Below are 22,172 nucleotides of genomic sequence, written 5' to 3'. Positions count from 1 at the left end.
AAATTCCGGATCACGATGCCTGAGCTTGTCGCCAGCACCGATGAACGGTCGGATGTCCGCCACGGACAGCCGAGTACAGCCGTGACGCGACATCACGCCGTGCTGTTCGCCGACATTGTCGGATACAGCGCCCTCATGAGCCGCGACGAGCTTGGAACGCTGGACTTCATGATTGCGTGCAGCGATCTTGTCGAAGAACTTGGCGCTCGCTTTGGAGGGCGGCTCGTTCAGACGACGGGCGATGGCTATCTCGTTCTGTTCGAGCGGGTGATGGATGCTGTCGAATTCGGCATGGAATTGCATCGTCTTGTGTCCAAGCGCCAGGAAGGGCAGGCGACGCGCACCCGGTTCCGCGTGGGAATTCATGCCGGAGACGTGCATGACGTCAATGGAGCGATCTACGGCCACGCTGTCAATGTGGCGGCCCGCATTCAGGCCGAGGCATTGCCGGGCAGCTGTGTCCTGTCGGAACTTGCATATAACGAGGTTCGGCAAGAAAGCGGGTATCGCTTTGAATCCTTTGGCAGCCCTCCCCTTAAAAACATCGCCGAGCAGATACCGCTCTACCTCATCCCCGAAGAAGGTGCCGTATCCCAAACGCCGGACGTTGAGATTCCGCTGGTGACGCTTGTCGGCAAACTGGCGCTGCGGTTTCCGGGGGCAGAGGTCAACTTTCCGGCAAGCAGAAAATCCTCTGCCCTGTTTGGGTTCCTGGTGCTGAGCGAAGGACTACGACAGCGCCATGAAAAGATGGCAAGCCTGCTCTGGCCGGGAGAGCAGAAGGCCGCAGCCCGCGCTTTTGCCGAATGCCGCCGAAAGCTGATGCAATCGCTTTCCGGGGATCTTGCGCGGCTTGTTGTGTCCGCCGACGGCTGCATTGGCCTGAACGAATTGCACTTCGACACCGACCTTGTGGTCGCTGAACGCGAGATCCGGCGGGGCCGGGTGCCGGACCTTCTGCTCAAGACGACCGACTGGCCGGATCTCATTCTGGACGGCTTTGACGGGCTAAGCCCGGTGTTCACGGGATGGCTTCAAGTGATGCGGGCATCGTGGCGGTCGCGGATGCTGGCGGCCTTGTCCGGTCTTCTGGGAAGATCCACGCTGGGGGACGATATCAGCCGCGATGCGGCACAGGCAATCATCGGGATCGACCCGGGCAACGAAGCCGCCTCGGCCGCTCTGATCTGGTATCACGCGCTGAACCGGAATCGGGCAGCGGCGCTTGGAGAATATGCCCGACTGGAAAGCTACCTGCGAAGCCGCTTCGATCTTGCACCCGGCGCTGATGTGACCGAGGCGCTGCGGTCAGCCCGCGAGGGTTCGGTTGCCGAGCCGAGGCCGTCCAAACCGGATACTGTCGCCAGTCAATCCGCGCGCACGCGACTCTTGCGCATTGACGTTCTGTCCTTTGGCGGGAGTGGTTTGGTCGAGGACCATGTCATGGCAGGCTTTCGAAGCGAGCTTCTGGCAAATCTGGCGCGTTTTCGCGAATGGTCGGTGACCGACACGGACGAACCGGGCATCGCCACACAAACGGACCCTGCGCCCGGGCAATATGCAATTTCAGGCACTTACCTTGCAACTGCGTCGGGTCCGCAACTGCGGGTAAGGCTTCGTGACACCGCAAATCGTGTGGTGTGGAGCGACGAATACACCGTCAGTCTTCAGGACTGGGCCAATCTGCAGCGCACCATCATCGGACGGATCGCAGCGCATCTTGAAACCTACATCTCTGCTGACCGCCTTTACCGGGTCACCCGTTCGGGCGGGAATGACGCATTGAGCCATGACGAGTGGCTTCGGGCAGAACAGATCTTCGCACGCTGGGAGCCAGCGGCGGCCGACGAAGCGGAGGCGATCCTGCTGCGCGTCATCGAGCGGGATGAAGGCTTTGCCCCGGCCTATTCCAGCCTTGCCAGTTTCCGCAACGTGCAGCATGTGGTGCGCCCCGGCCTGTCCCGGTCCGTTGCCAGTGCGCGGCAGGCACACGCCTATGCCGAGCGGGCCGTTGAAATTGATCCCCTCGACGCCCGCAACCACCTTGCCGTGGCCTGGACCGCCGCAATGACCAATGCCTTCGACCGTGCGGCGATCCATTTTGATCTGGCGGCGCGCCTGAACCCCAACAGCGCCGCGACGCTGGTATCCTGCGCCATGGGCTACGCCTTTGTCGGTCATCCCGACCGGGCGCAGGCCCTTGTCGCGCATGTCCAGCGCATCTCGCCCCTGCTGAGCGATTACCAGTGGTGCTACATCGCCTCGGTGCATTTTCTGTCCGCGCGGCATGAAGAGGCCGTGGCGGCCGCGCGGCTTTCGGGCGACCGGATCGTGGACAACCCCGGCTGGACCGCCGCATCCTTGGTGCGCCTTGGCCAGATTGACGCGGCACGGCAAGAGTTCGGGCGTCTGATCGACGCGGTGCGCCCGGTCTGGGCCGGCACCACCCCCCCGACCGCCGAGGCGGTGCTGAACTGGTTCACTGACGCTTACCCGATCCGCAACGCTGCGGACCGCGAAAGCCTGCGCGCGGCGCTTGAAACTGCGATGCGCGGGCAATGACTATTTGCAGCGACTGATAAGGGTCGCGGCGGCGAAGAATTCGATCGACCCCGCATTATGGTCCTGCGCCGAAAGGGCGTTGAACAGGTCCAGATAGGTGGTGTGGTCGCCGATCGGCATCGTGATGTTCATCTTTGGATTATTCCCGCCTTCGTCCAGATGAACGTGAATTTTGAAATTGCCGCCTTCAGACTCGGTAAAGTTGATGTTGACCCCAGATCTAGTTGGATTGGTCAGTTTGACAAACCGGGACAGCTTGTTGCTCCAATAATAGACGGTGCAGCCATTTGTAATCGCATGTTGAAACGCGCGCTTCAGGGATTCCGCAGCAGTCTGGGAGGAAGTCTGATCATAGTTGTTGATATGGAAGTTCCCGAAGATCTTCATTCCGGCAAGCAAAGCCTGCTCATGGGAAGGCGGAATGTTGGCCATATCAGTAGCTGGAAGTTCCTGTGTCAGCACAATAATGGACGGCATGGCGCGTCTCTCCTATGATTGCCACCGCGCGGCATGCGCGATCAGCTCCTGCAAATGAAATTCATTTCTGCCCGAAAGTGACTCTTTCGCGGTAAATGTGATCGTCCGCCCGTCGCCCGCGACAATCCCGTCGGGCGCAGCCTCGATGGCGGCATGGATCGTTTCCATCACGATCCGGCTGGTCAGCGGGCCGAAGCACCGACCCCCGCAAAGCGTGCGCGCTTCTGCCAGGCAGTAAAGCCAAAGCGGCGTGTTCGCATGCAGCCCGGATTGGCAAAGGAATTCCGCAAGCGGCGTGTCGGGCGCGCCGCTGTCCGAGAACGCCGCGGCGATCTCTGGCGGGGTCAGCACCGGAACCTGCGGCCCCGGGCCGATTGCACCGTTGACGACATGGGCCGTCTGCTGCCCGGAGCCCAACTCGAAACCTCTTTGCCGCAGCAGGGTTGCCCGGGCGACGCTGGTCAAACCGGTGCCGTCCCCCTTTGGCGTGCTGGGCGGGAAAAGACGGTCCGGCAGCCGGTGCAAGCCCGGCGCAAGGGTTGCGTCAATGCCTGCGGCCATGTTGCGAACGCTGGGCGGGTTGGGCTGTTCCAGCATCGACGCCCAATTGATCCGCCACTCCTCCGACAGGTGCCGCAGCCCGAAGAAACCGCCTCCCTGGCCTGTCATGTGCAGCAAAGTCTTCAGGCGAATGGGCCGCACACCATATTCCCAAGCCTCGTACTTCTCGCGCACCATGCTGTGCCCCACACGGAAGCAGGCGGCGGCGAATTCGATGGGGAGCAGGAACGGCGTGTCGGTCGGCAAGCCGCCGGGGTGGATGACACGCCGACCATGCAGCAGGATGTCATCGTAAACCCCCGGCTCGATCACCCGGCGCAGGTAGTCGTGCAACACCACGGATTGGACGTGGCGGCGCGTGATGCGCTGCGCACCGTCGTCACTGCGGCGGCCTTCGTCCTGGGCGATGCGCTGGTGGAACTTGGACAGCGCCAGATGCAGCTGTGCCAGCGCAAGGTTGCTGTCGTTGCGCGCATCAGCGATCAGCGCCTTGCCGTCCGCCCTGCGCGGCAGATCCTCGTAGTGCACGTCCGGACCAAAGGACCGCGCCTGTCCGATGCCCACCCCGCCTTTCCAGATTTGCGCCTGTGCCGACAGGGGAGTGTCCGGAACCGCGCCAAGCAGGCTGTCAAGGTCAAGTGCCGCCGAGCGGATGGTGACCATGCCCGTCGGATCAAGCACGCGGAGGTCGGATAGTTCATGCGCGATGAACTGCCCCAGATAGGTGTAGGCGGCGGGAATGTCGGTGTCCGGCGCAGCAGCGCTGCGGCCTGACCCGGACGTTTTCAGAAGCTCCGCCAACTGTTCCAGATCAGCCGATTCAGGCTGGTCACCACCCTTCACGCTGGGCGCGATGCGGCAGTAGAACTTCAGCCCTTCCCCGGTGACCAGTTCCGCAACCCGCGCCCCGTTCACAATGGTCAACGTGGTCGATGGCGCGTCCAATTCAGTGACATTGCCGACAAGCTGTGGGGTATTCAGAACCCCCTCGGCCCCATAAACGTTGAAGCTCACCTCTTGCCGGCTTAAGCGTTCAACCCCGACGCAGGGGTCAATCGTCACGGCGGAAAATCCGCCTCCGTGAAGTGAACTGAGGGACATCAAGTGCCTCCGTCTTACGGCACAAAGCAACGTCGATGTGCCATACTCACCGTTTCAGGGTGCGCCAACTCCGGGGCCAAATCAACTCTGATTTCACGTGCAAACGCAGTGGGTCAGGACATCGATTGATCTCACCGCAAGATGTTTCCGATCCGCAAAACCTCGGCCCGCAGGGCGTCCAAATCCGCCAGAGTTGTCCGATGGTTGCAGATGGCGACCCGCAGACTGTGACGGCCGTGGATCGTGGTATCGGACACCGCAGCGATGCCGGTTTCCTGCATCTGCACCATGATCTCGACATTCAGCGCCCGAAGTGCGTCCTCGGCCAGCCCGCCGGGGTTGAAACGGAAACACAGGATATCGACGACCGTCGGTGCCATCCGTTCGATCTGCGGGTCGGCAGCAAACACGCTGTCCAGATAGCGGGCCTGCGTGATGGCCTGATCGATCAACCGGCCGAACTTCGCAACCCCGTGCTCCTTGAGCATCATCCACACTTTCAGCGCCCGGAAGCCGCGTGACGTGTCCAGATTGTAGTCGCTGAGAAGCTCGGCAGAGGCGATCCCGCGCGCGGTTTTCTGCAAGTATTCGGCATCTTCCGCAAAGGTCTGTCGATGCTGACGGCGGTCGCGCAACAGGGCGCATCCCACGTCGAACGGCGCGTGCAGACCCTTGTGCAGATCAAGAGCAAGGGAATCCGCCCGGTCGATCCCTGCCACCAGATGCCGGTTCTGCGGCGCAATCGCGACCAGCGCGCCGACACATCCGTCGACGTGCAGCCACAGCCCCTCCTGCGCGCAAAGATCGGCGATCTCTGGCAGGGGATCAATCGACCCGGTGTTGGTGGTCCCCGCCGTGGCAATCACACAGGCCGGGCGCAGGCCCCGGGCGCGGTCTGCCTGAATTGCCGCCAGCAGTTTGGCTGGATCAAGCCGGAACGCCGCATCCGACGGCGCCCGGGTCAGGCTCTGCCGCCCCAGCCCCAGCAGGTTCATCGCCTTGTCGTGGCAGGCATGCACCTGATCCGAGGCATAGAAGCGGAGCGGTTGCGGCATGGGTGCCACCCCGGTTTGTCGCAGGTCCACCCCCGCCATGTGGTTGCGCGCGGCCATCAGTCCGACGATGTTTGCCATCGACCCGCCGTTGACCAGCGTGCCGCTGGCAGTGGCGGGAAATCCCATCATCTCGCGAATCCAGTCGGTGGTCTGGCGATCCACCAGACTTGCCCCAGTACTGCCCGCGCCAAGGTTCGAACCGTCCATCGCCGCCAGAAAATCGGCCAGCGCACCTGTCAGGTTGCTGGATCCCATATACCACATCCAGAAGCGGGGATGCACATTGCCCATTCGGTAGGGACGAATGTTGGCTTTGACCTCTGCACAGATATTGTCCAAAGGCTGCGGTTCGTGCGGCACCGGCGTGCCAAATGCCGCACGAACCGGGTCGGGCATCGCCTGCCACACGGGACGATCCCGAATATCGCGCAGATCGTCGATGGCATCATCCACCATCCGATGCGCCAGTTGCCTTGCGTGCTCCCAATCGACGGGGTCGAGCGTTTCGCTGGTGCAGGTCACATCGCGTGCCATCAGGCACTCCTTTCATCAGGGACTATGGCCGCCAAAGGCGCGGGCGCGGTGGGTCAGCCCAGCTGATACCCCGGCGTGGACAGTGACAGCTCCAACTCGGCCGCATCCATGTCCTCGGGAATGTCTGAGAACAGCGGCGTCGACAGATAGCGTTCACCCGTATCGGGCAGCATCGCCAGAATGACCGTGCCGGGTGCCGCCGTTTCGGCAATTCCCATCGCCACGGCAAAGCTGGCTCCACCGGAAATGCCCGTCAGGATCCCCTCGCGCTGGGCAAGCTTTTTGGCCCAAGCAACCCCGTCCGTCCCCGCCACCGGAATCAGCTCATCATAGCCGCCCGCATCAATCGCCTCTTGCAACACCTGCGGGATGAAATCTGGCGTCCAGCCTTGGATCGGGTGCGGCTGAAAGCTGGGGTGGCTGACAGCTGGCCCACCGCCCGTCATCCGTTCCTGCGCCACACCGCTGCCGACCAAAGGGGCATTGGCGGGTTCCGACAAGATGATCTTCGTCTCGGGCCGCTCGCGACGCAGCACCCGCGCGATCCCGGTGACCGTGCCGCCAGTGCCATAGCCGGTCACCACATAGTCCAACCTGTCGCCTGCAAAGTCGGCAATGATTTCCCGCGCAGTCGTCGCCTCGTGAATATCGGCATTGGCCGACGTTTCAAACTGCCGCGCCAGAAACCAGCCGTGCTTTTCGGCCAGTTCCACGGCCTTCATATACATGCCCGTCCCCTTTTGCGCGCGCGGCGTCAGGATCACCTTGGCCCCCAGCATCCGCATCAGCCGCCGCCGCTCGACCGAAAAGCTGTCGGCCATGGTCACGACCAGAGGATAGCCCTTCTGCGCACAGACCATCGCCAACCCGATGCCAGTGTTGCCGCTGGTCGCCTCGACCACGGTTTGCCCCGGCAACAAGGTGCCCGCCCGTTCAGCCGCCTCGATGATGTTCAGCGCCAGCCGATCCTTGACCGACGCAGCCGGATTGAAGAACTCGGCCTTGACGTAAACCCTGACACCCGGCGGGGCGAGGTGATTGATCCGCACCACAGGCGTGTCGCCTACAGTGTCCAGAATGCTGTCATAAAGCCGCCCCCGGCCCTTTGTCGTGCGAATGGTCTGCGCGTCCATGCGGATGATCCTTCTGCGATTTGGCCGACCAAAGGGTCCGCCGCGTCGTCAGATTGCGCTCTCCGTCAGGAATAGCTTGATCCAATCCTGAAGATTTCATGCAGAGGGCCACATTTTTTGGTAGTCTGCGACATGGCGTGGATGTTCGGCAATTTTCGCGTTGACCCTGAACGGTTCGAACTGCTCCGCAACGGCCAGCCCGTCAGGCTAGAGCCGCAGGTGCTGTTGGTGCTGGTGCATCTGATCCGCCACCGCGACCGCATGGTGACCAAGGACGAGCTTGCCGATACGATCTGGCAGGGTCGGTCGGTGTCAGACGCCAGCATCGCCAGCCGCATCCGCTCTGCCCGGCAGGCGGTTGGTGATGACGGCAAAGCACAGACCGTGATCCAGACCGTGCATGGCCGAGGGTTCCGGTTTGTCGCCAAGGTGCAGGAAACCTGCCCTGCAACCGCAAGCCTTGCCGCAATCGACGCGACCACCCCGCTTCCCACCAGGCCGTCCATCGCCATCCTGCCCTTCCGCGCCCTTGTGATCCCGGCAGAGTTTACCATCCTCGCCGATGCGATACCGCACGAGATCATTCAGGCGCTCTCGCGGCTGCGCTGGCTTGCGGTGATCGCGCGGGGCTCATCCTTCCGGTTCCGCCAGACCGAGCCGGACCTGGGTCTGGTCGCCACTGCCCTTGGCGCGCGCTATGTCCTGTCCGGCGATCTGGAACTGCGGGGCACGGGTCTGTCGGTCACGCTGGCGCTTGTCGATACCAGCACCGATGCGGTGCTGTGGGGTGACCGCCTTGCAGGCGCACTTGACGCAATCGACGATCTGCGTGCCCGGATTGTGACGCATCTGATTTCAGCCCTCGAAGTCTACATACCGCTGAACGAAGCGCAGTTGGCGATGCAGGGCGGGACCGAGCCGCTGGATGCCTGGGCCAACTATCATCTGGGGTTGCACCACCTCTATCGCTTTACCGCCCTTGATACCGAACGGGCCAAGGTGCATTTCGGGCGGGCCGTCAGCATGGACCCGCGCTTTGCCCGCGCCCATGCAGGTCTGTCATTCACCAGCTTTCTTGAGGCGTTTCTGCACCTTGACCCCGATGTCACCTCTGCGGCGCGGGCCGCGCGCCGCCACGCCGAACGCGGGATCGAACTGGACCCGTTGGACCCGTTTGCCAACTTTACCATGGGGCGGTCCTATTGGCTGACGAACGAGCCTGACACGGCACTCGACTGGCTGACTCGGGCCACCACGCTGAACCCCAACTACGCACAGGGGTTCTATGCCTCGGCCTTCACGTCGATGCTGCTTGGCAACGGTGGCGCGACGGACAGCGGGCTGGAAACCGCGCTGCAACTCAGCCCACTGGACCCGCTGCTGTATGGCATCCACGGGGTACGGTCGCAGATGCTGATGCAGACTGGCGACTATCAGGCCGCGGCCCGCTGGGGCGACAAGGCCGCAGCCACCCCCGGTGCGCATTACCTGATCGCCATGATTGCTCTGATCGCCAACAGTCTTGCGGGGCGTCACACCCAAGCTGCCCGCTGGAAACAGGAAGTGCTTCGTCGCAAGTCCGATGCCACGTCCGCTCAATACTTTGCCGCATTCCCAACCCGTGACCAAGGGTCACGGGCGCTCATCGAGGCCGAACTGCACCGCCACGGGTTCTGACAAGGCTGGATTCGGTGCGAAACCGGGTTGGCGGACAAGGCGGGATCCTACCCCGCCGCGCTGTCCGGCGGCCAAGCGCAACGCGTCGGCATCGGCCGCGCGATGGCTTTGGACGCAGCGCTTATGTCGCTGGATGAGCCGACCTTGGCCCTTGACCCAGAATGGGTGGCGAGGATCGCAAACTACGCCGACATGCCCGGAACGGAATCGCGCGTTCGGCGTTAGGAACTCATCGGACATGAAGTCCGGAAGGGGAGTTCGGCCATGGGCATCATCTGGACAATTGTGATCGGCTTTGTCGCAGGGATCATCGCAAAGTTCGTGATGCCTGGCGACAATGAACCGTCAGGGTTCGTCATGACCACAATCCTTGGCATCGTCGGTGCCTTCGTCGCGTCGTTCCTGGGCCGAGGACTTGGCTGGTACGGGCCCGAGGATGGCGCAGGTCTGATCGGCGCCGTGATTGGCGCCGTCATCGTGCTTGCCATCTACGGGGCGATGCGCCGCCGCACCTGATCTCTTGCAACCTAAAAGGAAAGGACCATCCCATGGCCAAAGGCAGTCCATCCATGATCGCGCTTCTGGGCCTGCTGGCCGTCGCCGGCTACCAGAACCGCGATAGACTGGGCGCGATGCTGAACTCCGGTTCAGGCGATGATCCCAACCGCAATCCGACTGACGGCCGCAGCGGTCACGAGGGGGGTCTTCTCGACACGCTGCGTGACGTGGCAGACAACCTGACCGGCGGTCACTCCGACGGCGGCCTGACCGGAGCCGGTGCAGGCGGACTTGCTTCTGGCGGCCTGATGGCTGGCCTGTCCGAGTTCATGGAACGCTTCACCAACGCTGGTCAACAGACCAAGGCGCAAAGCTGGGTTGGCTCGGGTCGCAACGAGAGTATCGGTACCGACGAACTGGAGCAGACGCTGGACGACGAAACCATTGCCGAGCTGGTTGAAAAGACCGGCCTTTCCCGCAGCGAGCTTTTGGCGCGCCTCAGCCAGGCTTTGCCCGACGCAGTCGACCAGGCGACGCCGGACGGGCAGTTCCCGCCGCTGGCCATGCAAGAGCCCCGGTCCGTCTGAGCCAGAATACCTTGAATGTGAACTTCGCCGCCATGGATCAGGCGGCCGGCCCATTGTGCTTGCTAATCAACAGCACAGCCGATCATTCGCTTTCGCGCTTAGCTTGCCAGCCTCAGCTGAACCGGGCGGGCCTCCGCAACAGCGACCTTCTGTCTTAGATAGCGGACACGCCGTTCGTGTTCCACGAACGCGATCTCCGAGTTCTGTCCGGCACGAACCGAAGCAATAGACTGCAGAAAATCCTCGTAGATCTGGATCTTGAGCATGTCGATTTCTTGGAGCGAGATCTTCATCTTAGACAAACCTTCGAAGTTGGGACTTCTCTGGTTTTGCGGTAAAAGATGGCAAAATCTGGGTATCGCAAACGGTGCCCGATGCCAAAAATCGGCCTTGGGATCACCGTTCAGTCAACATCACCGCGTTGATCGTCAGTCACCGTGGCGCGTCGTCGCTCAAAGTTTGGATGCGGCGACCGCGTCAGGACACGGAAGCCTCTAAAGGGTTTGCCTGCTGCCGTTCGGAAGCACTGTTGCCGAACGGCAGCTAGACGAAGTTGCAAGGTCTGGTCGAGTTACCGTGCAACCACATGCAAATAAATCATTTTCTTCACGAACTGCCCAGCGCAACACTGCGCTAAACTCACTCTTGAACACGCAGATCTTGACCGTGGAAGGGGATTAACACGGCTAGAACCCGCTTGAAGACCAGATGAACACTACACAAAACCACTCGCTACAAGAATCAAATTACTCAACTAATGCATGATTAGCAATACTTATATTGCTCATTTTCGGAAACGGTCTGTTCACATTTCGGAATAGATGACAATTCCGACATTCGCTCTCTACGGGTGCGTCGGCCGCGTATTGTTGCCGTTTCGGCATCACAACTGCCGTGCAGGCGCCAGGAATCGTCCTTCTGCTACCGTGCGAAAGTCGCTCGCCGCCGGACGCAAGCCGATGGAAAAATGGCGATTCGAGGCGCCAGCCAGATCCCTAAAGGGATGCATCCATCGGCTGATCGACGGCCCTGTGATCGACCCGACCCACGGCAGCGGGCAAGCGGCGGTAGCTCGGGTCACTGCTCAGCTCGTGATGGGCCTTATGCAGGTGCCGTGCCGGAATCTGCGGGAAAAGATGGTGTACAAGGTGATAGGAGTCGTTGCGCGGAAAGAAGATGAGCCGCACCAGCGTTGGTGCCAGCACATTGCGCGAGGCTTCGATCTCGTCGTTCGCGCCTACCAGCCCGGCATGATCCAGGCAATCTGTCCAGAAGTTGATCGTCGGATAGATGTAGAACAGCGGCAGGATGACGAAGGCGATCGCGGCCACCGGTTCAAGCAGCAGGAAGATCGCCATCGCACCGATGAGCGCAAGCTTGAGACCATAGAACAGTCGGCCATCCTCAGCCGAGAGGTTTACGCTGGTGTAGAGCGGCAAGTGCTGCCCGGTCAGTGGCACGAAGAAATGGCGCAGGATCGTCCGCGGGGTGATCGGGTCATGCAGTCCGAACTTCTTAATCAGGCCAAATTCCGCGTCATGTTCGTAATCGCCGTTGTGGGCATGGTGCGACAGATGGTCGTCACGGTACTTGCGGAAGGATTTCAGCAGGAGTGCTGCGCAAAACCGCCCGATCGTCACATTGTCCGACCGGTCTTCGGCGAAGGTCGCGTGGCTGCATTCATGCACGATGTTATTGATGCCCCGCAGACGGGTGCCGATGAAGGTCGCCGTGGCGACCGCGCCTGCCACCGTCCAAGCGGAAAGCGGAAGCGACAGCAGGTAGCTACCCAAGATGATTGATGCGAGGATGAGGCCGACGTATCCGCCAACAATCAGCCATGCGTCCATCCTGCGATAGCGTTCCAGACCCAGGAACGGCCGAATATATTTTCTTCTCAAGACACGACCGGACATGTTTCCCCCTCATTGCTGCCTTAACTTTAGCCAAATTGTTGAACAAACTAAAGGCTTTCGGCTCATTGTGTACCTCTACGCTACCGAACATGAGCGCAGCTTATGCAAGATCAGCGCTCGCCTTTGCGTTTCTTGCACTTCTGCGTTAAAGTGAATTGTGCAACATAAGCGTTTCTTATGTTTTAGGGGCAACAATGTCACGCTTTGACTATGATTCACTGACGATCCTCGCGGCTGTCATCCGCGAAGGAAGCTTCGAAGCGGCGGCAAAATCGATGAAAGTGACGCAATCTGCGGTCAGTCAGAGAATCAAGCAGTTAGAGGAAAAGGTTGGTGTGGTGCTTGTCGCGCGTGGCAGGCCATGCGTCCCGACTGAGGCCGGCTTGCAGTTCTTCCGTCATGTCGAACAGGTGGGTCTTCTGCAGCAGGAACTGGCCGAGCGGATGCGCGCGCTGGTCGGCGGCGAAGAGGGCATTGCCGCCACGGTCCGCATCGGGGTGAACAACGATAGTCTGGCAACCTGGTTTCCAAAACTGATCAAGTTGGCAACGAAGGAGCTTGGCATCCTCTTCGACATTCTTCCCGACGATCAGGAGCACACGGAATCCAGCCTAAGATCCGGGGACGCCCTCGCCGTCATCACCACGATGGAGACCCCGGTTCAAGGGTGCAAGATCATCTCGCTGGGGTCGATGGAGTACGTCGCCGTTGCGTCGCCGGAACTCTACCAGGCCCATTTTGCAGACGGCGTTTCCCTTGAGGCCCTGCGGACCTGCATCTCTGTGGCGTTCAATCGCAAGGACACGATCCAGGATCAGTGGATGACGACGTGCTTTGGGGCAACGGTTCCGCTCTCCATCCACTATGTTCCTTCGTATGAGGGATACCTTTCATGCTGTCTGAACGGCGCCGGTTGGGGCCTGGTGCCAAGCATTGCCGGCAACCCCTACATCAAGCGAGGTGAGCTGGTAGAGCTTAGCCCCGGCAAGAAGGTCAGCATCGCGTTGCACTGGCAGGCCGCCATGCAGTCGAGCGAAATCCTCAGGCGCCTTGGCAATATGGTGCTGGAAGTCGCACGCGAGCATCTCGTCCCCGACCGTTTCCGTCCGAACTGATCTGACTGGGCCGTTGGTCGAAAAGCTTCGCACTCTGTCGAAGTCGGGGCAGGGTGTCGCTGTACCGCCTTATGACCCCATCGCCGACGCATTGAAGCCATATTGATCCTCAAAATCAAACCCGACCGGGCATGCTTCCGTTGGTTGGATCGGTTGTGAGGAGAGAACGCACGTGACTTCCGCAAGGGCAAATCAAGGTAGCGGCTTTCGCCCGCAGTCTGTCGATCCCACACCATGGCGTCCGGCTTTGCGCGCCGCGATGGATGCGGATGGGGTTGTCGCGCCGCTCAGCTTTGAGGCCCAAGAACAACTCGTGCTGAGGGTTCTGGTCGAGCGATTTGGCGGCGAGGTGACGGGGGCTGCATTGACCCGGCTCCTGACGCAAAAGTCGGGCAGGACGCAATCCGTCCTCGGACCAAGATTGATCGATGTTCTGCAGACCCTTCACCGGTCTGGAGCCCTAAGTCTTGAGGCCAACGGCGAAAGCGACTTCATCGTCAGGCTCTTGCCGGATGGGGCAAAGCTATACTCTTGACCTTTCGGAGAGGGCTTTCCGGCCGCTTGAAGAAAGGCTCGACAGCGCACCGCGGGGGCTTGATCCGCTGCCCCTCCTTGACGAACCGATCAGGTCCGAATACCTACGGAAGTGAGCGCGGGCGTTGTGTAATGGTAAGACCTTAGCCTTCCAAGCTAAAGACGCGGGTTCGATTCCCGCCGCCCGCTCCAATCCCTTTTTCCCTTGGCGCTGTGCTGATGTCCCGGGCAGGGACATGTTCGGGCGCAAGCATAATCAATGGCTTGCCAGGCCGTAGTCATCTTTTGTTAAGAATTCGCCGAGACCCGCTGCCGCAGCGAGGGCCGGGTGAGCTGGGGCAGCGATGCTGACCAGACAAGCCCCGAAGGACCGCCTTTACAGGTTTTCGGCCTGCGGGAAGCCCAGAACGTGGTAGCCGCCATCGACGTGGATCACCTCGCCCGTGGTCGCGGCCCCATAGGGCGAGCAGAGCCAGACCGCGGTGCCGCCGATCGTTTCAAGCGTGGCGTTGGCGCGCAGGGGGGCATTCGCCTCGGTATGGCGGAAGGTGGCGCGGGCGCCGCCGATTGCCGCACCGGCGAGGGTCTTCATCGGGCCGGGCGAAATGGCGTTGACGCGGATGCCCTGCGGCCCAAGGTCGTTTGCCAGATAGCGGGTGGCGCTTTCCAGCGCGGCTTTGGCCACGCCCATTACGTTGTAATTCGGCGAGACGCGGTTTGACCCCTGGAAGGTCAGGGTGATGAGTGACCCGCCTTCGGTCATCAGGTTCGCCGCGCGGGCGGCCACGTCGATGAAGCTGAAGCAGGAGATGTTCAGCGAGTTCTGGAAGTTCCCGCGCGTAGTGTTGATGAAACGGCCAGTCAGTTCGTTCTTGTCGGAAAAGGCGATGGCGTGGATCAGGAAATCCATCTGCCCCCAGCGCGATTTCAGCGCGGCAAAGCAGGCGTCAAGGCTGTCGTCATTCGTGACATCGACATCGACAAGGAAGTCGGACCCGACGCTTGCGGCCAAGGGTTCCACCCGTTTGCCAAACGCCTCGCCCTGATAGCTGAAGGCCAGTTCCGCACCTTCGGCGGCCAGGGCCGAGGCGATGCCCCAGGCGATGGAGCGTTCATTGGCAACACCCATGACAAGCCCGCGCTTGCCCTTCATCAGATCTGCCATGCTGGACTTCCTTAACCGAGGTACTTGGACATCACGAGGGTGGCGTTGGTGCCACCAAAACCGAAGGAGTTCGACAGGACGGAGTCGAGTTCGACGTTCTCACGCAGTTCCGTCGCGATTTCGCCGGGGTCGAGGGCGGGGTCAAGAGTGACCACGTTGGCCGAGGCGGTGATGAAGCTGCCCTGCAGCATCAGCAGCGAATAGATCGCCTCTTGCGCGCCGGTGGCGCCCAGCGAGTGGCCGGTCAGCGACTTGGTGGACGAGATCGGCGGGGTCTTGCCGCGCCCGAACACGCGGCGGATCGCCTCAACCTCGGTGATGTCACCAACCGGGGTGCTGGTGCCGTGGCTGTTGATGTAATCGACCTTGCGGTCTTTCGGCAGGGTGGACAGGGCAAGACGCATGGACCGTTCGCCACCTTCACCGCTGGGAGCCACCATGTCATGCCCGTCAGAGGTGGCACCGTAGCCAGTCACCTCGGCATAGATCTTGGCACCACGGGCGAGGGCGTGTTCCAGTTCTTCCAGCACGACGACGCCACCGCCCCCGGCGATGACGAACCCGTCGCGCGTTGCGTCATAGGCGCGGGCGGCGGTTTCGGGGGTGTCGTTGTACTTGGAGGACATGGCCCCCATCGCGTCGAACAGGCAGGACAGGGTCCAGTCCAGTTCTTCGCCCCCGCCGGCAAAGACGATGTCCTGCTTGCCGAACTGGATCAGCTCGGTGCCGTTGCCGATGCAATGCGCGCTGGTGGAGCAGGCGGAGGTGATGGAGTAGTTGACGCCCTTGATCTTGAACGGCGTGGCAAGGCAGGCCGAGTTGGTCGAGGACATGCCCTTGGTCACCATGAACGGACCCATCCGCTTGGGTGAACCGGTTTCGCGCACGATGTTGTGGGCGCGGAAGAAGGATTTGGTCGAGGGCCCGCCAGACCCCATGATGAGGCCGGTGCGTTCGTTCGAGATATCGCCGGGTTCAAGGCCCGAATCCTTGATCGCCTGATCCATGGCGATGAAGTTGTAGGCCGCGCCGTCCCCCATGAAGCGCAGGTCGCGCTTGTCGATGTGGTCTTCCAGCACGATGTTCGGCTGGCCGTGGACGCGGCAGCGGAAGCCGTGTTCGGCATAGTCGGGGGCGAAGACGATGCCAGACTTGCCGGCGCGGAGGGATGCCTCAACCTCGGCGGCGGAATTGCCGATGGACGAGACGATGCCGATCCCGGTGATGACGACGCGGCGCATGGTTTGCCTCCCTTAGTGGCTTAGCGCCTGTTTAGGGCAGAGGGGGGGAGGGGGCAAGGTGGTTGGGTCACGCCGACCGGATCGTTGCTTCGACTAAGGCGATTGCAGTGATGAGTTCGGCCTCTTTGCTGTTGGCCTCAGCCGGAAGGCCCACAACTAACTTAGCGGCAATGAAAAACCAACGGAGGACCCAGGGCAGGACAGTGACGAGGAGGATGACGGAGTAGAGTGTCGCAACAGCAAACAGCCCGTTACCGACCATAGCTCCCATTCCGTTGCTACTGTCATTAACTCGGTCGTAGCCGACTATGACTAGGTAGATCGGAGAAAGCGCTGCAAAGAACCAAAGTCCGACTACGAGGAAAATTTGGAAAGCTGCCCAACGTGGACCAACCTTTGCGCGCCGCAACGCCGCTAGTTCGCTGCGCAGTCGGAAGAAAGTAATCTGGTGCCAAGCCCTTAGGATGCGAGTCTTCACGCCGCCTCTGCTATCTTCACGCCTCGCTCAGCGCCACCTTCATGTCCTTGACCAGATAGATCACCTCACCATCCGCCTCCACCCGCCCGTCCGCCACGCCCATCGTCAGGCGGCGGGTGGTCAGGGCCTTGGTGAAATCGACGTAGTAGGTAAGCTTCTTGCGGTCGGGGCGGACCATGCCGGTCAGCTTTACCTCACCCACGCCCAGCGCGTAGCCGCGCCCTTGCCAGCCGCGCCAGCCAAGGTTGAAGCCGGTCAGCTGCCACAGCCCGTCCAGGCCAAGGCAGCCGGGCATGATCGGGTTGCCGGGGAAGTGGCATTCGAAGAACCACAGGTCGGGGGTGATGTCGAACTCGGCCACGACATGGCCCTTGCCGTGTTCGCCGCGGTCTTCCGAGATGTCGGTGATGCGGTCCATCATCAGCATCGGCGGGGCAGGAAGCTGGGCGTTGCCGGGGCCGAACAATTCACCGCGTGAGCAGGCCAAGAGGGCCTCTTTGTCGAAACTGGTTGGATAAGACGCCATCCCTTGTGGTCCCCCGATGTATCTCTCACCCTCCGTAGCATTCGGCGGGGAAGAGTGGCAAGTCCGGGGGCGTTTTCCGGACCTTGACGGCACCCTTGCCCCAGCCAAGGGTGCGGGCTTGCGCGCAGAGGGCGGGGACAGAGATGACGGCGCTTCAGCGGTTCATCGCGGCCAGCGCGGTGACGAATCTGGCGGACGGGGTGGCGGTGGTGGCCTGGGCCTGGGTAGCGTCGCTGCTGACAAGGGATGCGCTGCTCGTGGCGCTGGTGCCGGTGGCGCTGCGGCTGCCGTGGTTTCTGCTGGCGCTTCCGGCGGGCGTGATCACTGACCGGGTGGACCGGCGGTGGCTGATCCTGCGGATGGATGCGCTGCGGGGGGTGGCCTTCGCGGGGGCGGCGCTTGCGATCTGGGCCGCCTTGCCCTTGGCGCCGGCACCGGCCGAATGGGTGTCCGCGCCGTGGCTTTACGCGTCGCTGGTGCTGGCGGCCTTTGTCGTGGGCGGGGCGGAGGTCTTTCGCGACAACGCGGCGCAGACCATGCTGCCGGCCTTTGTGCCGCCTGACCGTCTGGAGCGGGCGAACGGGCAGCTTTGGAGCGCGGAGTTGTTGACCAACGCGCTGATCGGCCCGGCGCTGGGGGCGGTGCTGATTGCGGCGTGGTTGCCGCTGGCTTTTGGGGTGAATGCGGTGGCCTATGGGTTGGCGCTGCTGCTGGTCGCGGGGGTCGCTGGCCAGTTCCGGCCAGAGCGCACGGACCCGCGCAACTGGCGGGTGGAGCTGGGCGAGGGGTTGGGGTTCCTGCGCGGCAAGCCTTTGCTTAGGACGCTGGCGTGGACCACAGGGTTCTGGAACCTGTTTCACCAGATGATCGTCATCGGGGTTGTCCTGCACGCGCAGGAAAACCTCGGGCTGTCTGCCACGGCCTATGGGTTGACCCTTGCGGGCGGGGCCCTGGGCGGCATCGCGGGCAGCCTGATGGGCGAGCGGATTTCGCGGGCGCTGGGGCCGGCGCGGACGATGCAGTGGATGGTGCTGGCATCCGGGCCCTGCTTTGCCGCGATGGCGCTGGCGCCGAATGCGGTGACGCTGGCCCTGTGCTTTGCCGCGATGGAGTTTTCGGGGTTTGTCTGGAATGTCGTGTCGGTCAGTACGCGGCAACGCATGATCCCGGATGCCTTGCGCGGCCGGGTCAACAGCCTTTACCGGCTGCTGGCCTGGGGGATGATGCCGCTGGGGCTGCTGTTGTCGGGTGTCACGGTCACTTTGGCCGAGGCGATGCTGCCGCGCGATCTGGCGCTGACCTTGCCGTTCTGGGTGGCAGGGCTGGGGTCAATCCTGCTGTCCTTGGTGGTGTGGAGGGCGATTCAACGCGGTTTTGCGCCGCATCAGGGCTGATTTCGACGGATTGTGATTGAAAGCCCGGGGGCCTGCGCCCTATATCCAGAGCATGGACATGCACTTGACGGCCTCTGACACCGGCACTGAACGTGGGGCAACCTGGCTGAAGGCCGGGGGATTGCGCCCGACGCGGCAGCGTCTGGCACTTGCGGCGCTGCTGGTTGGCGATGGCCAGAACCGCCATGTGACCGCTGAAAGCCTGTACGCGCTGTCGTCCTCTGCGGGCGAGAAGGTCAGCCTTGCCACAGTCTACAACACCCTGCGCGCCTTTTGTGATGCCGGGCTGATGAACGAAGTCGTGGTGGACGGATCGAAAAGCTATTTCGACACGCGCACGGATGACCATCCGCATTTTTACTGGGAAGACAGCCATCGGCTGACCGACGCCTCGGCCGAAGAGCTGGAGATTGCGTCGCTGCCGCAGGCCCCGGAAGGCATGGCCATTTCGCGCGTTGATGTGGTGATCCGCCTGCGGAAGGCCTGAGGCTGGCGCAAAAAAGGGCGGGGTTGCCCCCGCCCGAACCTGTCAAAAAAGCCGGCAGATCACTTCGGCACGAGAACCGTGTCGATGACGTGGATGACGCCGTTCGACTGGTCGACATCGCCAATCGTGATCGTGCCGATATTGCGCGATTCCGAATAGACCATCGCCTTGTCGCCCCGGAACCGGACCGAAAGCGCGTCACCCGACAGGGTTTGCAGGTTGGCGTAACCGTCCGAACCGACCTTGCGGCGCAGATCGGCAAGCTTGAGGTCGCCCGCCACGACATGGGCCGTCAGGACTTTGGTCAGCATATCCTTGTTTTCAGGTTTCAGGAGCGTGTCGACAGTGCCGGCGGGCAGGGCGGCAAAGGCGTCGTTCACCGGCGCGAACACGGTGAAGGGGCCTTCGCCCATCAGCGCATCGGCCAGACCTGCGGCTGTGACGGCGGCGACCAGCGTGGTGTGGTCGGCCGAGTTCACGGCGTTTTCCACGATGTTCTTGGTTTCGAACATCGGCGCACCGCCGACATCGGGGTTGGCGGCAAAGGTGGCTTGGGCAATGCCGGTCAGTGCCACGGCGCCAAGGATCAATCGCAGGGACATGGGTCGCTCCTTCAAAAGGTCAGCCGGACCGTCCGGCTGTCACGGTCGAAGCAACGGAGGCTTTGGTTGGGAAGTTTCCCGCCTGCGTTCACGGCTGCGTGAAAAGGATCAGAACCACTGCCCCGGTTCCATCAGCCCAAGATCCATCAGCTGTTGGCTATGCCACTGGAAGGGCGTGGAGTTGCGCCAGCGGAAACTGGAAATCGCCTGCCGCGAGCCGGGATTGGTGCGCAGCGCCTTCGCGGTGCGGAAGGAACAGACGGCCGCCGTCAGGTTGTGGTGCCATTGGCAGGCATAGGTGTTCAACTCGGGGTCGTTCAGGGTGAAATCCGGGGCCATGCGCAGGCCTTCCCGCGCCCGGAACAGCGAGATGCGGTCGATCTTGCGGCGGGTCCAGGGAATGTGCTCCTCAAACCGCCAGCGCAGGCCGCCGAAGAAATCCATCTGTCGATCCAGCGGCTCCCAGTTGCGGGCGGGGTCCTTGCGGGCAAGGGCATAGTAGCCGGTCCGGTCCAGCCAGGCATCGTCCAGCGCCACGGCGTTGGGATGGGTGGCAAGGTCGCCTGCGTAAAGGTCGATCACATAGGTCAGCATCGCGCTGCGGCGTTCCTCGGTGTGGAAGGTCAGCATTTCGCGGATGCGGCGCGTTTCGCAAAAGGGGAAGAACAGGTATTCGGCGTTGTAGCAGACGTGAATCCAGGTGCCTGCAAGCGAATCCATCATCGTGTTGATGGCACTGGGCAGGGCGGCGTCGGCAAAGACGTCATAGGTGACCAGGTGGATGCGCTGTTCCAGATCCGGGGCGACCGCGATGTCGCCGGGCGCAAGCAGGACGACATCGCGAAAGCCGCACTTCAGCAGGTGGGTCAGGGTGCTGTCCACCTCAACCTCGTCCTCGGCCATGACGATGGCGAGGGGGCCTGTGGAAAGGCTGGCGGCCTTGCGGGCCAGAAGGTCGGCGATGGAGGCGTGGCGCATGTCAGGTCCGCTGCGGGCAAGCGCAAAGTCGGGCATCCGGGCCGCCGATGCAAGGGTGTGCCAGCGCACCGGGTGGTGCAGTTGCGGGGGGGACGCGTTTCAGGGTAAACCCGCCACAGCCCGGAGAGCCCGAAAATGTCTGACCCCAAGAAGCTGTTCATCAAGACGTACGGCTGCCAGATGAACGTCTATGACAGCGAGCGCATGGCCGAAGCCATGGGCGCCGAGGGCTATGTCACGACCGAGGTGCAGGAAGAGGCGGACATGGTGCTGCTCAACACCTGCCACATCCGCGAGAAGGCGAGCGAGAAGCTCTATTCCGACCTTGGCCGCCTGCGCGCGCTGAAGCTGGAAAAGCCGAATCTGAAGGTGGGCGTCGCGGGCTGCGTGGCCCAGGCCGAGGGGGCCGAGATCCTGCGCCGGTCGTCGGTTGTCGATCTGGTGGTGGGGCCGCAGGCCTATCACCGGCTGCCGCAGATGGTGGCGGCGGGAGGGCGGTTGGTGGACACCGATTTCCCGGTCGAGGACAAGTTTTCCGTGCTGCCGGCGCGCAAGGTCACGCGCGGGCCGGCGGCGTTTCTGACCGTGCAGGAAGGCTGCGACAAGTTCTGCGCATTCTGCGTGGTGCCCTACACAAGGGGGGCCGAGGTCAGCCGCCCTGTCGCCCGCCTGCTGGACGAGGCGCGCGGACTGGTCGCGCAAGGGGTGCGCGAGATCACGCTTCTGGGCCAGAACGTCAACGCCTACCACGGCGAGGGGCCGGATGGCGCATGGGGGCTCGCGCGGCTGGTGCGGGAACTCGCACTGGTCGAGGGGCTGGAGCGGTTGCGTTACACGACCAGCCACCCCAATGACATGGAAGACGACCTGATCGCCGCGCATGGCGATCTGCCGCAGCTGATGCCCTATCTGCATTTGCCGGTGCAATCCGGCAGTGACCGCATCCTGAAAGCGATGAACCGCAAGCATACGGCGGACGCCTATCTGCGGCTGGTGGACCGGATCCGCGCCGCGCGGCCCGACATCCTTCTGTCGTCCGATTTCATCGTGGGTTTCCCCGGCGAGACGGATGCGGATTTCGCCGCGACGATGGACCTGATCCGAACCGTCGGCTTCGGCATGGCCTTCAGCTTCAAGTATTCCGCCCGCCCCGGCACGCCTGCCGCGGAAAAGGACCCGGTCCCTGCCGAAGTGGCGGATGCCCGGCTTCAGGAACTGCAATCGCTGGTCACCGCCCAGCAGCGCGCCGCGCAAGAGGCGATGGTCGGGCGCGAGGTGTCCGTGCTTTACGAAAAGCCCGGAAGGCTGCCCGGACAGATGGTCGGAAAGTCCGATCACCTGCACGCCGTGCATGTCCAAGATGAGGCGGGGCGAATCGGACAACTCGTACGTGTGCGGGTGTCAGGGTCGTCTTCGAACTCGCTTGCGGCCGTGCCGGTTTCGGCCGCGCATTGACCGATTTCGACTGTTGCAGATTGGCATAACGGGCCACGATTTCCGCTTGGGATCGACCGAAAACGCGTCTTCCGCGCAGGAAAGCCGTCGCGTTGC

At 62.3% G+C, this 22,172-nt stretch carries 20 protein-coding genes, 1 tRNA gene and 1 pseudogene; 10 read left to right on the top strand and 12 right to left on the bottom strand.

Annotated elements, in window-relative coordinates; translation table 11 throughout:
* The first annotated feature begins 15 nt into the window (after nucleotides 1-15).
* Entirely contained in the window at nucleotides 16-2,562 is a 2,547-nt protein-coding gene (locus tag EI545_RS06280; RefSeq protein ID WP_125324672.1) for an adenylate/guanylate cyclase domain-containing protein, read from the top strand.
* Here the strand turns inward: EI545_RS06280 and EI545_RS06275 are convergent, their stop codons facing one another.
* From EI545_RS06275 to EI545_RS06260, 4 genes are all read right to left on the bottom strand, one after another.
* Nucleotides 2,563-3,039 carry a hypothetical protein gene (locus EI545_RS06275; protein ID WP_125324671.1) on the bottom strand — a complete coding sequence of 159 codons (477 nt, stop codon included), beginning with the start codon at nucleotides 3,037-3,039 and terminating at the stop codon, nucleotides 2,563-2,565.
* A 12-nt stretch (nucleotides 3,040-3,051) separates the two neighbouring features.
* A complete protein-coding gene (locus EI545_RS06270) occupies nucleotides 3,052-4,614 on the bottom strand; it encodes a peroxidase family protein (RefSeq protein WP_125324670.1) in 1,563 nt (520 codons plus the stop codon).
* 218 nt (nucleotides 4,615-4,832) lie between these two features.
* Entirely contained in the window at nucleotides 4,833-6,290 is a 1,458-nt protein-coding gene (locus tag EI545_RS06265; protein WP_245990313.1) for a pyridoxal phosphate-dependent decarboxylase family protein, read from the bottom strand.
* Between the two features lie 53 nt (nucleotides 6,291-6,343).
* Nucleotides 6,344-7,423: a PLP-dependent cysteine synthase family protein gene (locus EI545_RS06260; RefSeq protein ID WP_125324669.1), complete on the bottom strand. Its 1,080-nt coding sequence runs from the start codon at nucleotides 7,421-7,423 to the stop codon at nucleotides 6,344-6,346.
* A gap of 132 nt (nucleotides 7,424-7,555) precedes the next feature.
* On the opposite strand from EI545_RS06260, the gene EI545_RS06255 reads away from it, so the two are divergent.
* The 4 genes and pseudogenes from EI545_RS06255 to EI545_RS06240 all read left to right on the top strand — a co-directional run bounded on the left by EI545_RS06255 (nucleotide 7,556) and on the right by EI545_RS06240 (nucleotide 10,185).
* A complete protein-coding gene (locus EI545_RS06255) occupies nucleotides 7,556-9,100 on the top strand; it encodes a winged helix-turn-helix domain-containing protein (protein WP_125324668.1) in 1,545 nt (514 codons plus the stop codon).
* 18 nt (nucleotides 9,101-9,118) lie between these two features.
* Nucleotides 9,119-9,277: pseudogene (locus EI545_RS06250) on the top strand (ATP-binding cassette domain-containing protein); the annotation flags it as partial.
* Nucleotides 9,278-9,364: 87 nt separating this feature from the next.
* Complete coding sequence (locus EI545_RS06245; RefSeq protein WP_125324667.1) at nucleotides 9,365-9,616, top strand: GlsB/YeaQ/YmgE family stress response membrane protein; 252 nt, start codon at nucleotides 9,365-9,367, stop codon at nucleotides 9,614-9,616.
* A gap of 53 nt (nucleotides 9,617-9,669) precedes the next feature.
* A complete protein-coding gene (locus EI545_RS06240; RefSeq protein ID WP_216842499.1) occupies nucleotides 9,670-10,185 on the top strand; it encodes a YidB family protein in 516 nt (171 codons plus the stop codon).
* 98 nt (nucleotides 10,186-10,283) lie between these two features.
* Here the strand turns inward: EI545_RS06240 and EI545_RS06235 are convergent, their stop codons facing one another.
* Together EI545_RS06235 and EI545_RS06230 are read right to left on the bottom strand one after the other, a co-directional pair.
* The gene (locus EI545_RS06235) at nucleotides 10,284-10,478 is read right to left on the bottom strand and encodes a hypothetical protein (protein ID WP_125324665.1); all 195 of its coding nucleotides are present in this window, start codon (nucleotides 10,476-10,478) and stop codon (nucleotides 10,284-10,286) included.
* Between the two features lie 702 nt (nucleotides 10,479-11,180).
* Nucleotides 11,181-12,035: a fatty acid desaturase family protein gene (locus tag EI545_RS06230; protein WP_164517233.1), complete on the bottom strand. Its 855-nt coding sequence runs from the start codon at nucleotides 12,033-12,035 to the stop codon at nucleotides 11,181-11,183.
* 260 nt (nucleotides 12,036-12,295) lie between these two features.
* Here EI545_RS06230 and EI545_RS06225 point away from each other — a divergent pair, with 260 nt between their 5' ends.
* Nucleotides 12,296-13,216, top strand: coding sequence for a LysR family transcriptional regulator ArgP (locus EI545_RS06225; protein ID WP_125324663.1), 921 nt, complete (start codon nucleotides 12,296-12,298; stop codon nucleotides 13,214-13,216).
* A 652-nt stretch (nucleotides 13,217-13,868) separates the two neighbouring features.
* Nucleotides 13,869-13,942: transfer RNA gene (locus tag EI545_RS06220), tRNA-Gly, on the top strand.
* Nucleotides 13,943-14,126: 184 nt separating this feature from the next.
* On the opposite strand, the gene EI545_RS06215 is transcribed toward EI545_RS06220, so the two are convergent.
* From EI545_RS06215 to fabA, 4 genes are all read right to left on the bottom strand, one after another.
* Nucleotides 14,127-14,915 carry an enoyl-ACP reductase FabI gene (locus tag EI545_RS06215; protein ID WP_125324662.1) on the bottom strand — a complete coding sequence of 263 codons (789 nt, stop codon included), beginning with the start codon at nucleotides 14,913-14,915 and terminating at the stop codon, nucleotides 14,127-14,129.
* Nucleotides 14,916-14,926: 11 nt separating this feature from the next.
* Nucleotides 14,927-16,156, bottom strand: a complete 1,230-nt coding sequence (gene fabB, locus EI545_RS06210; RefSeq protein WP_125324661.1) for a beta-ketoacyl-ACP synthase I — start codon at nucleotides 16,154-16,156, stop codon at nucleotides 14,927-14,929.
* Between the two features lie 67 nt (nucleotides 16,157-16,223).
* Complete coding sequence (locus EI545_RS06205) at nucleotides 16,224-16,634, bottom strand: hypothetical protein (protein ID WP_125324660.1); 411 nt, start codon at nucleotides 16,632-16,634, stop codon at nucleotides 16,224-16,226.
* A 16-nt stretch (nucleotides 16,635-16,650) separates the two neighbouring features.
* Entirely contained in the window at nucleotides 16,651-17,160 is a 510-nt protein-coding gene (gene fabA, locus EI545_RS06200; protein ID WP_125324659.1) for a bifunctional 3-hydroxydecanoyl-ACP dehydratase/trans-2-decenoyl-ACP isomerase, read from the bottom strand.
* A gap of 143 nt (nucleotides 17,161-17,303) precedes the next feature.
* Between fabA and EI545_RS06195 the strand changes: the two genes are divergently transcribed.
* Both EI545_RS06195 and irrA read left to right on the top strand, forming a co-directional pair.
* Nucleotides 17,304-18,554, top strand: a complete 1,251-nt coding sequence (locus tag EI545_RS06195; protein ID WP_125324658.1) for an MFS transporter — start codon at nucleotides 17,304-17,306, stop codon at nucleotides 18,552-18,554.
* 58 nt (nucleotides 18,555-18,612) lie between these two features.
* Nucleotides 18,613-19,041, top strand: coding sequence for an iron response transcriptional regulator IrrA (gene irrA, locus EI545_RS06190; RefSeq protein WP_125327267.1), 429 nt, complete (start codon nucleotides 18,613-18,615; stop codon nucleotides 19,039-19,041).
* Between the two features lie 59 nt (nucleotides 19,042-19,100).
* Here the strand turns inward: irrA and EI545_RS06185 are convergent, their stop codons facing one another.
* Both EI545_RS06185 and EI545_RS06180 read right to left on the bottom strand, forming a co-directional pair.
* Complete coding sequence (locus EI545_RS06185) at nucleotides 19,101-19,643, bottom strand: fasciclin domain-containing protein (RefSeq protein WP_125324657.1); 543 nt, start codon at nucleotides 19,641-19,643, stop codon at nucleotides 19,101-19,103.
* A gap of 108 nt (nucleotides 19,644-19,751) precedes the next feature.
* Entirely contained in the window at nucleotides 19,752-20,621 is an 870-nt protein-coding gene (locus EI545_RS06180) for a hypothetical protein (protein WP_125327266.1), read from the bottom strand.
* A 135-nt stretch (nucleotides 20,622-20,756) separates the two neighbouring features.
* Here EI545_RS06180 and miaB point away from each other — a divergent pair, with 135 nt between their 5' ends.
* Nucleotides 20,757-22,076: a tRNA (N6-isopentenyl adenosine(37)-C2)-methylthiotransferase MiaB gene (gene miaB, locus EI545_RS06175; RefSeq protein WP_125324656.1), complete on the top strand. Its 1,320-nt coding sequence runs from the start codon at nucleotides 20,757-20,759 to the stop codon at nucleotides 22,074-22,076.
* Nucleotides 22,077-22,172: the final 96 nt, after the last annotated feature.

This window comes from Tabrizicola piscis, from assembly GCF_003940805.1.
Classification (GTDB): Bacteria; Pseudomonadota; Alphaproteobacteria; order Rhodobacterales; family Rhodobacteraceae; genus Tabrizicola; species Tabrizicola piscis.
This window is presented reverse-complemented; position numbering and strand designations above follow the sequence as displayed.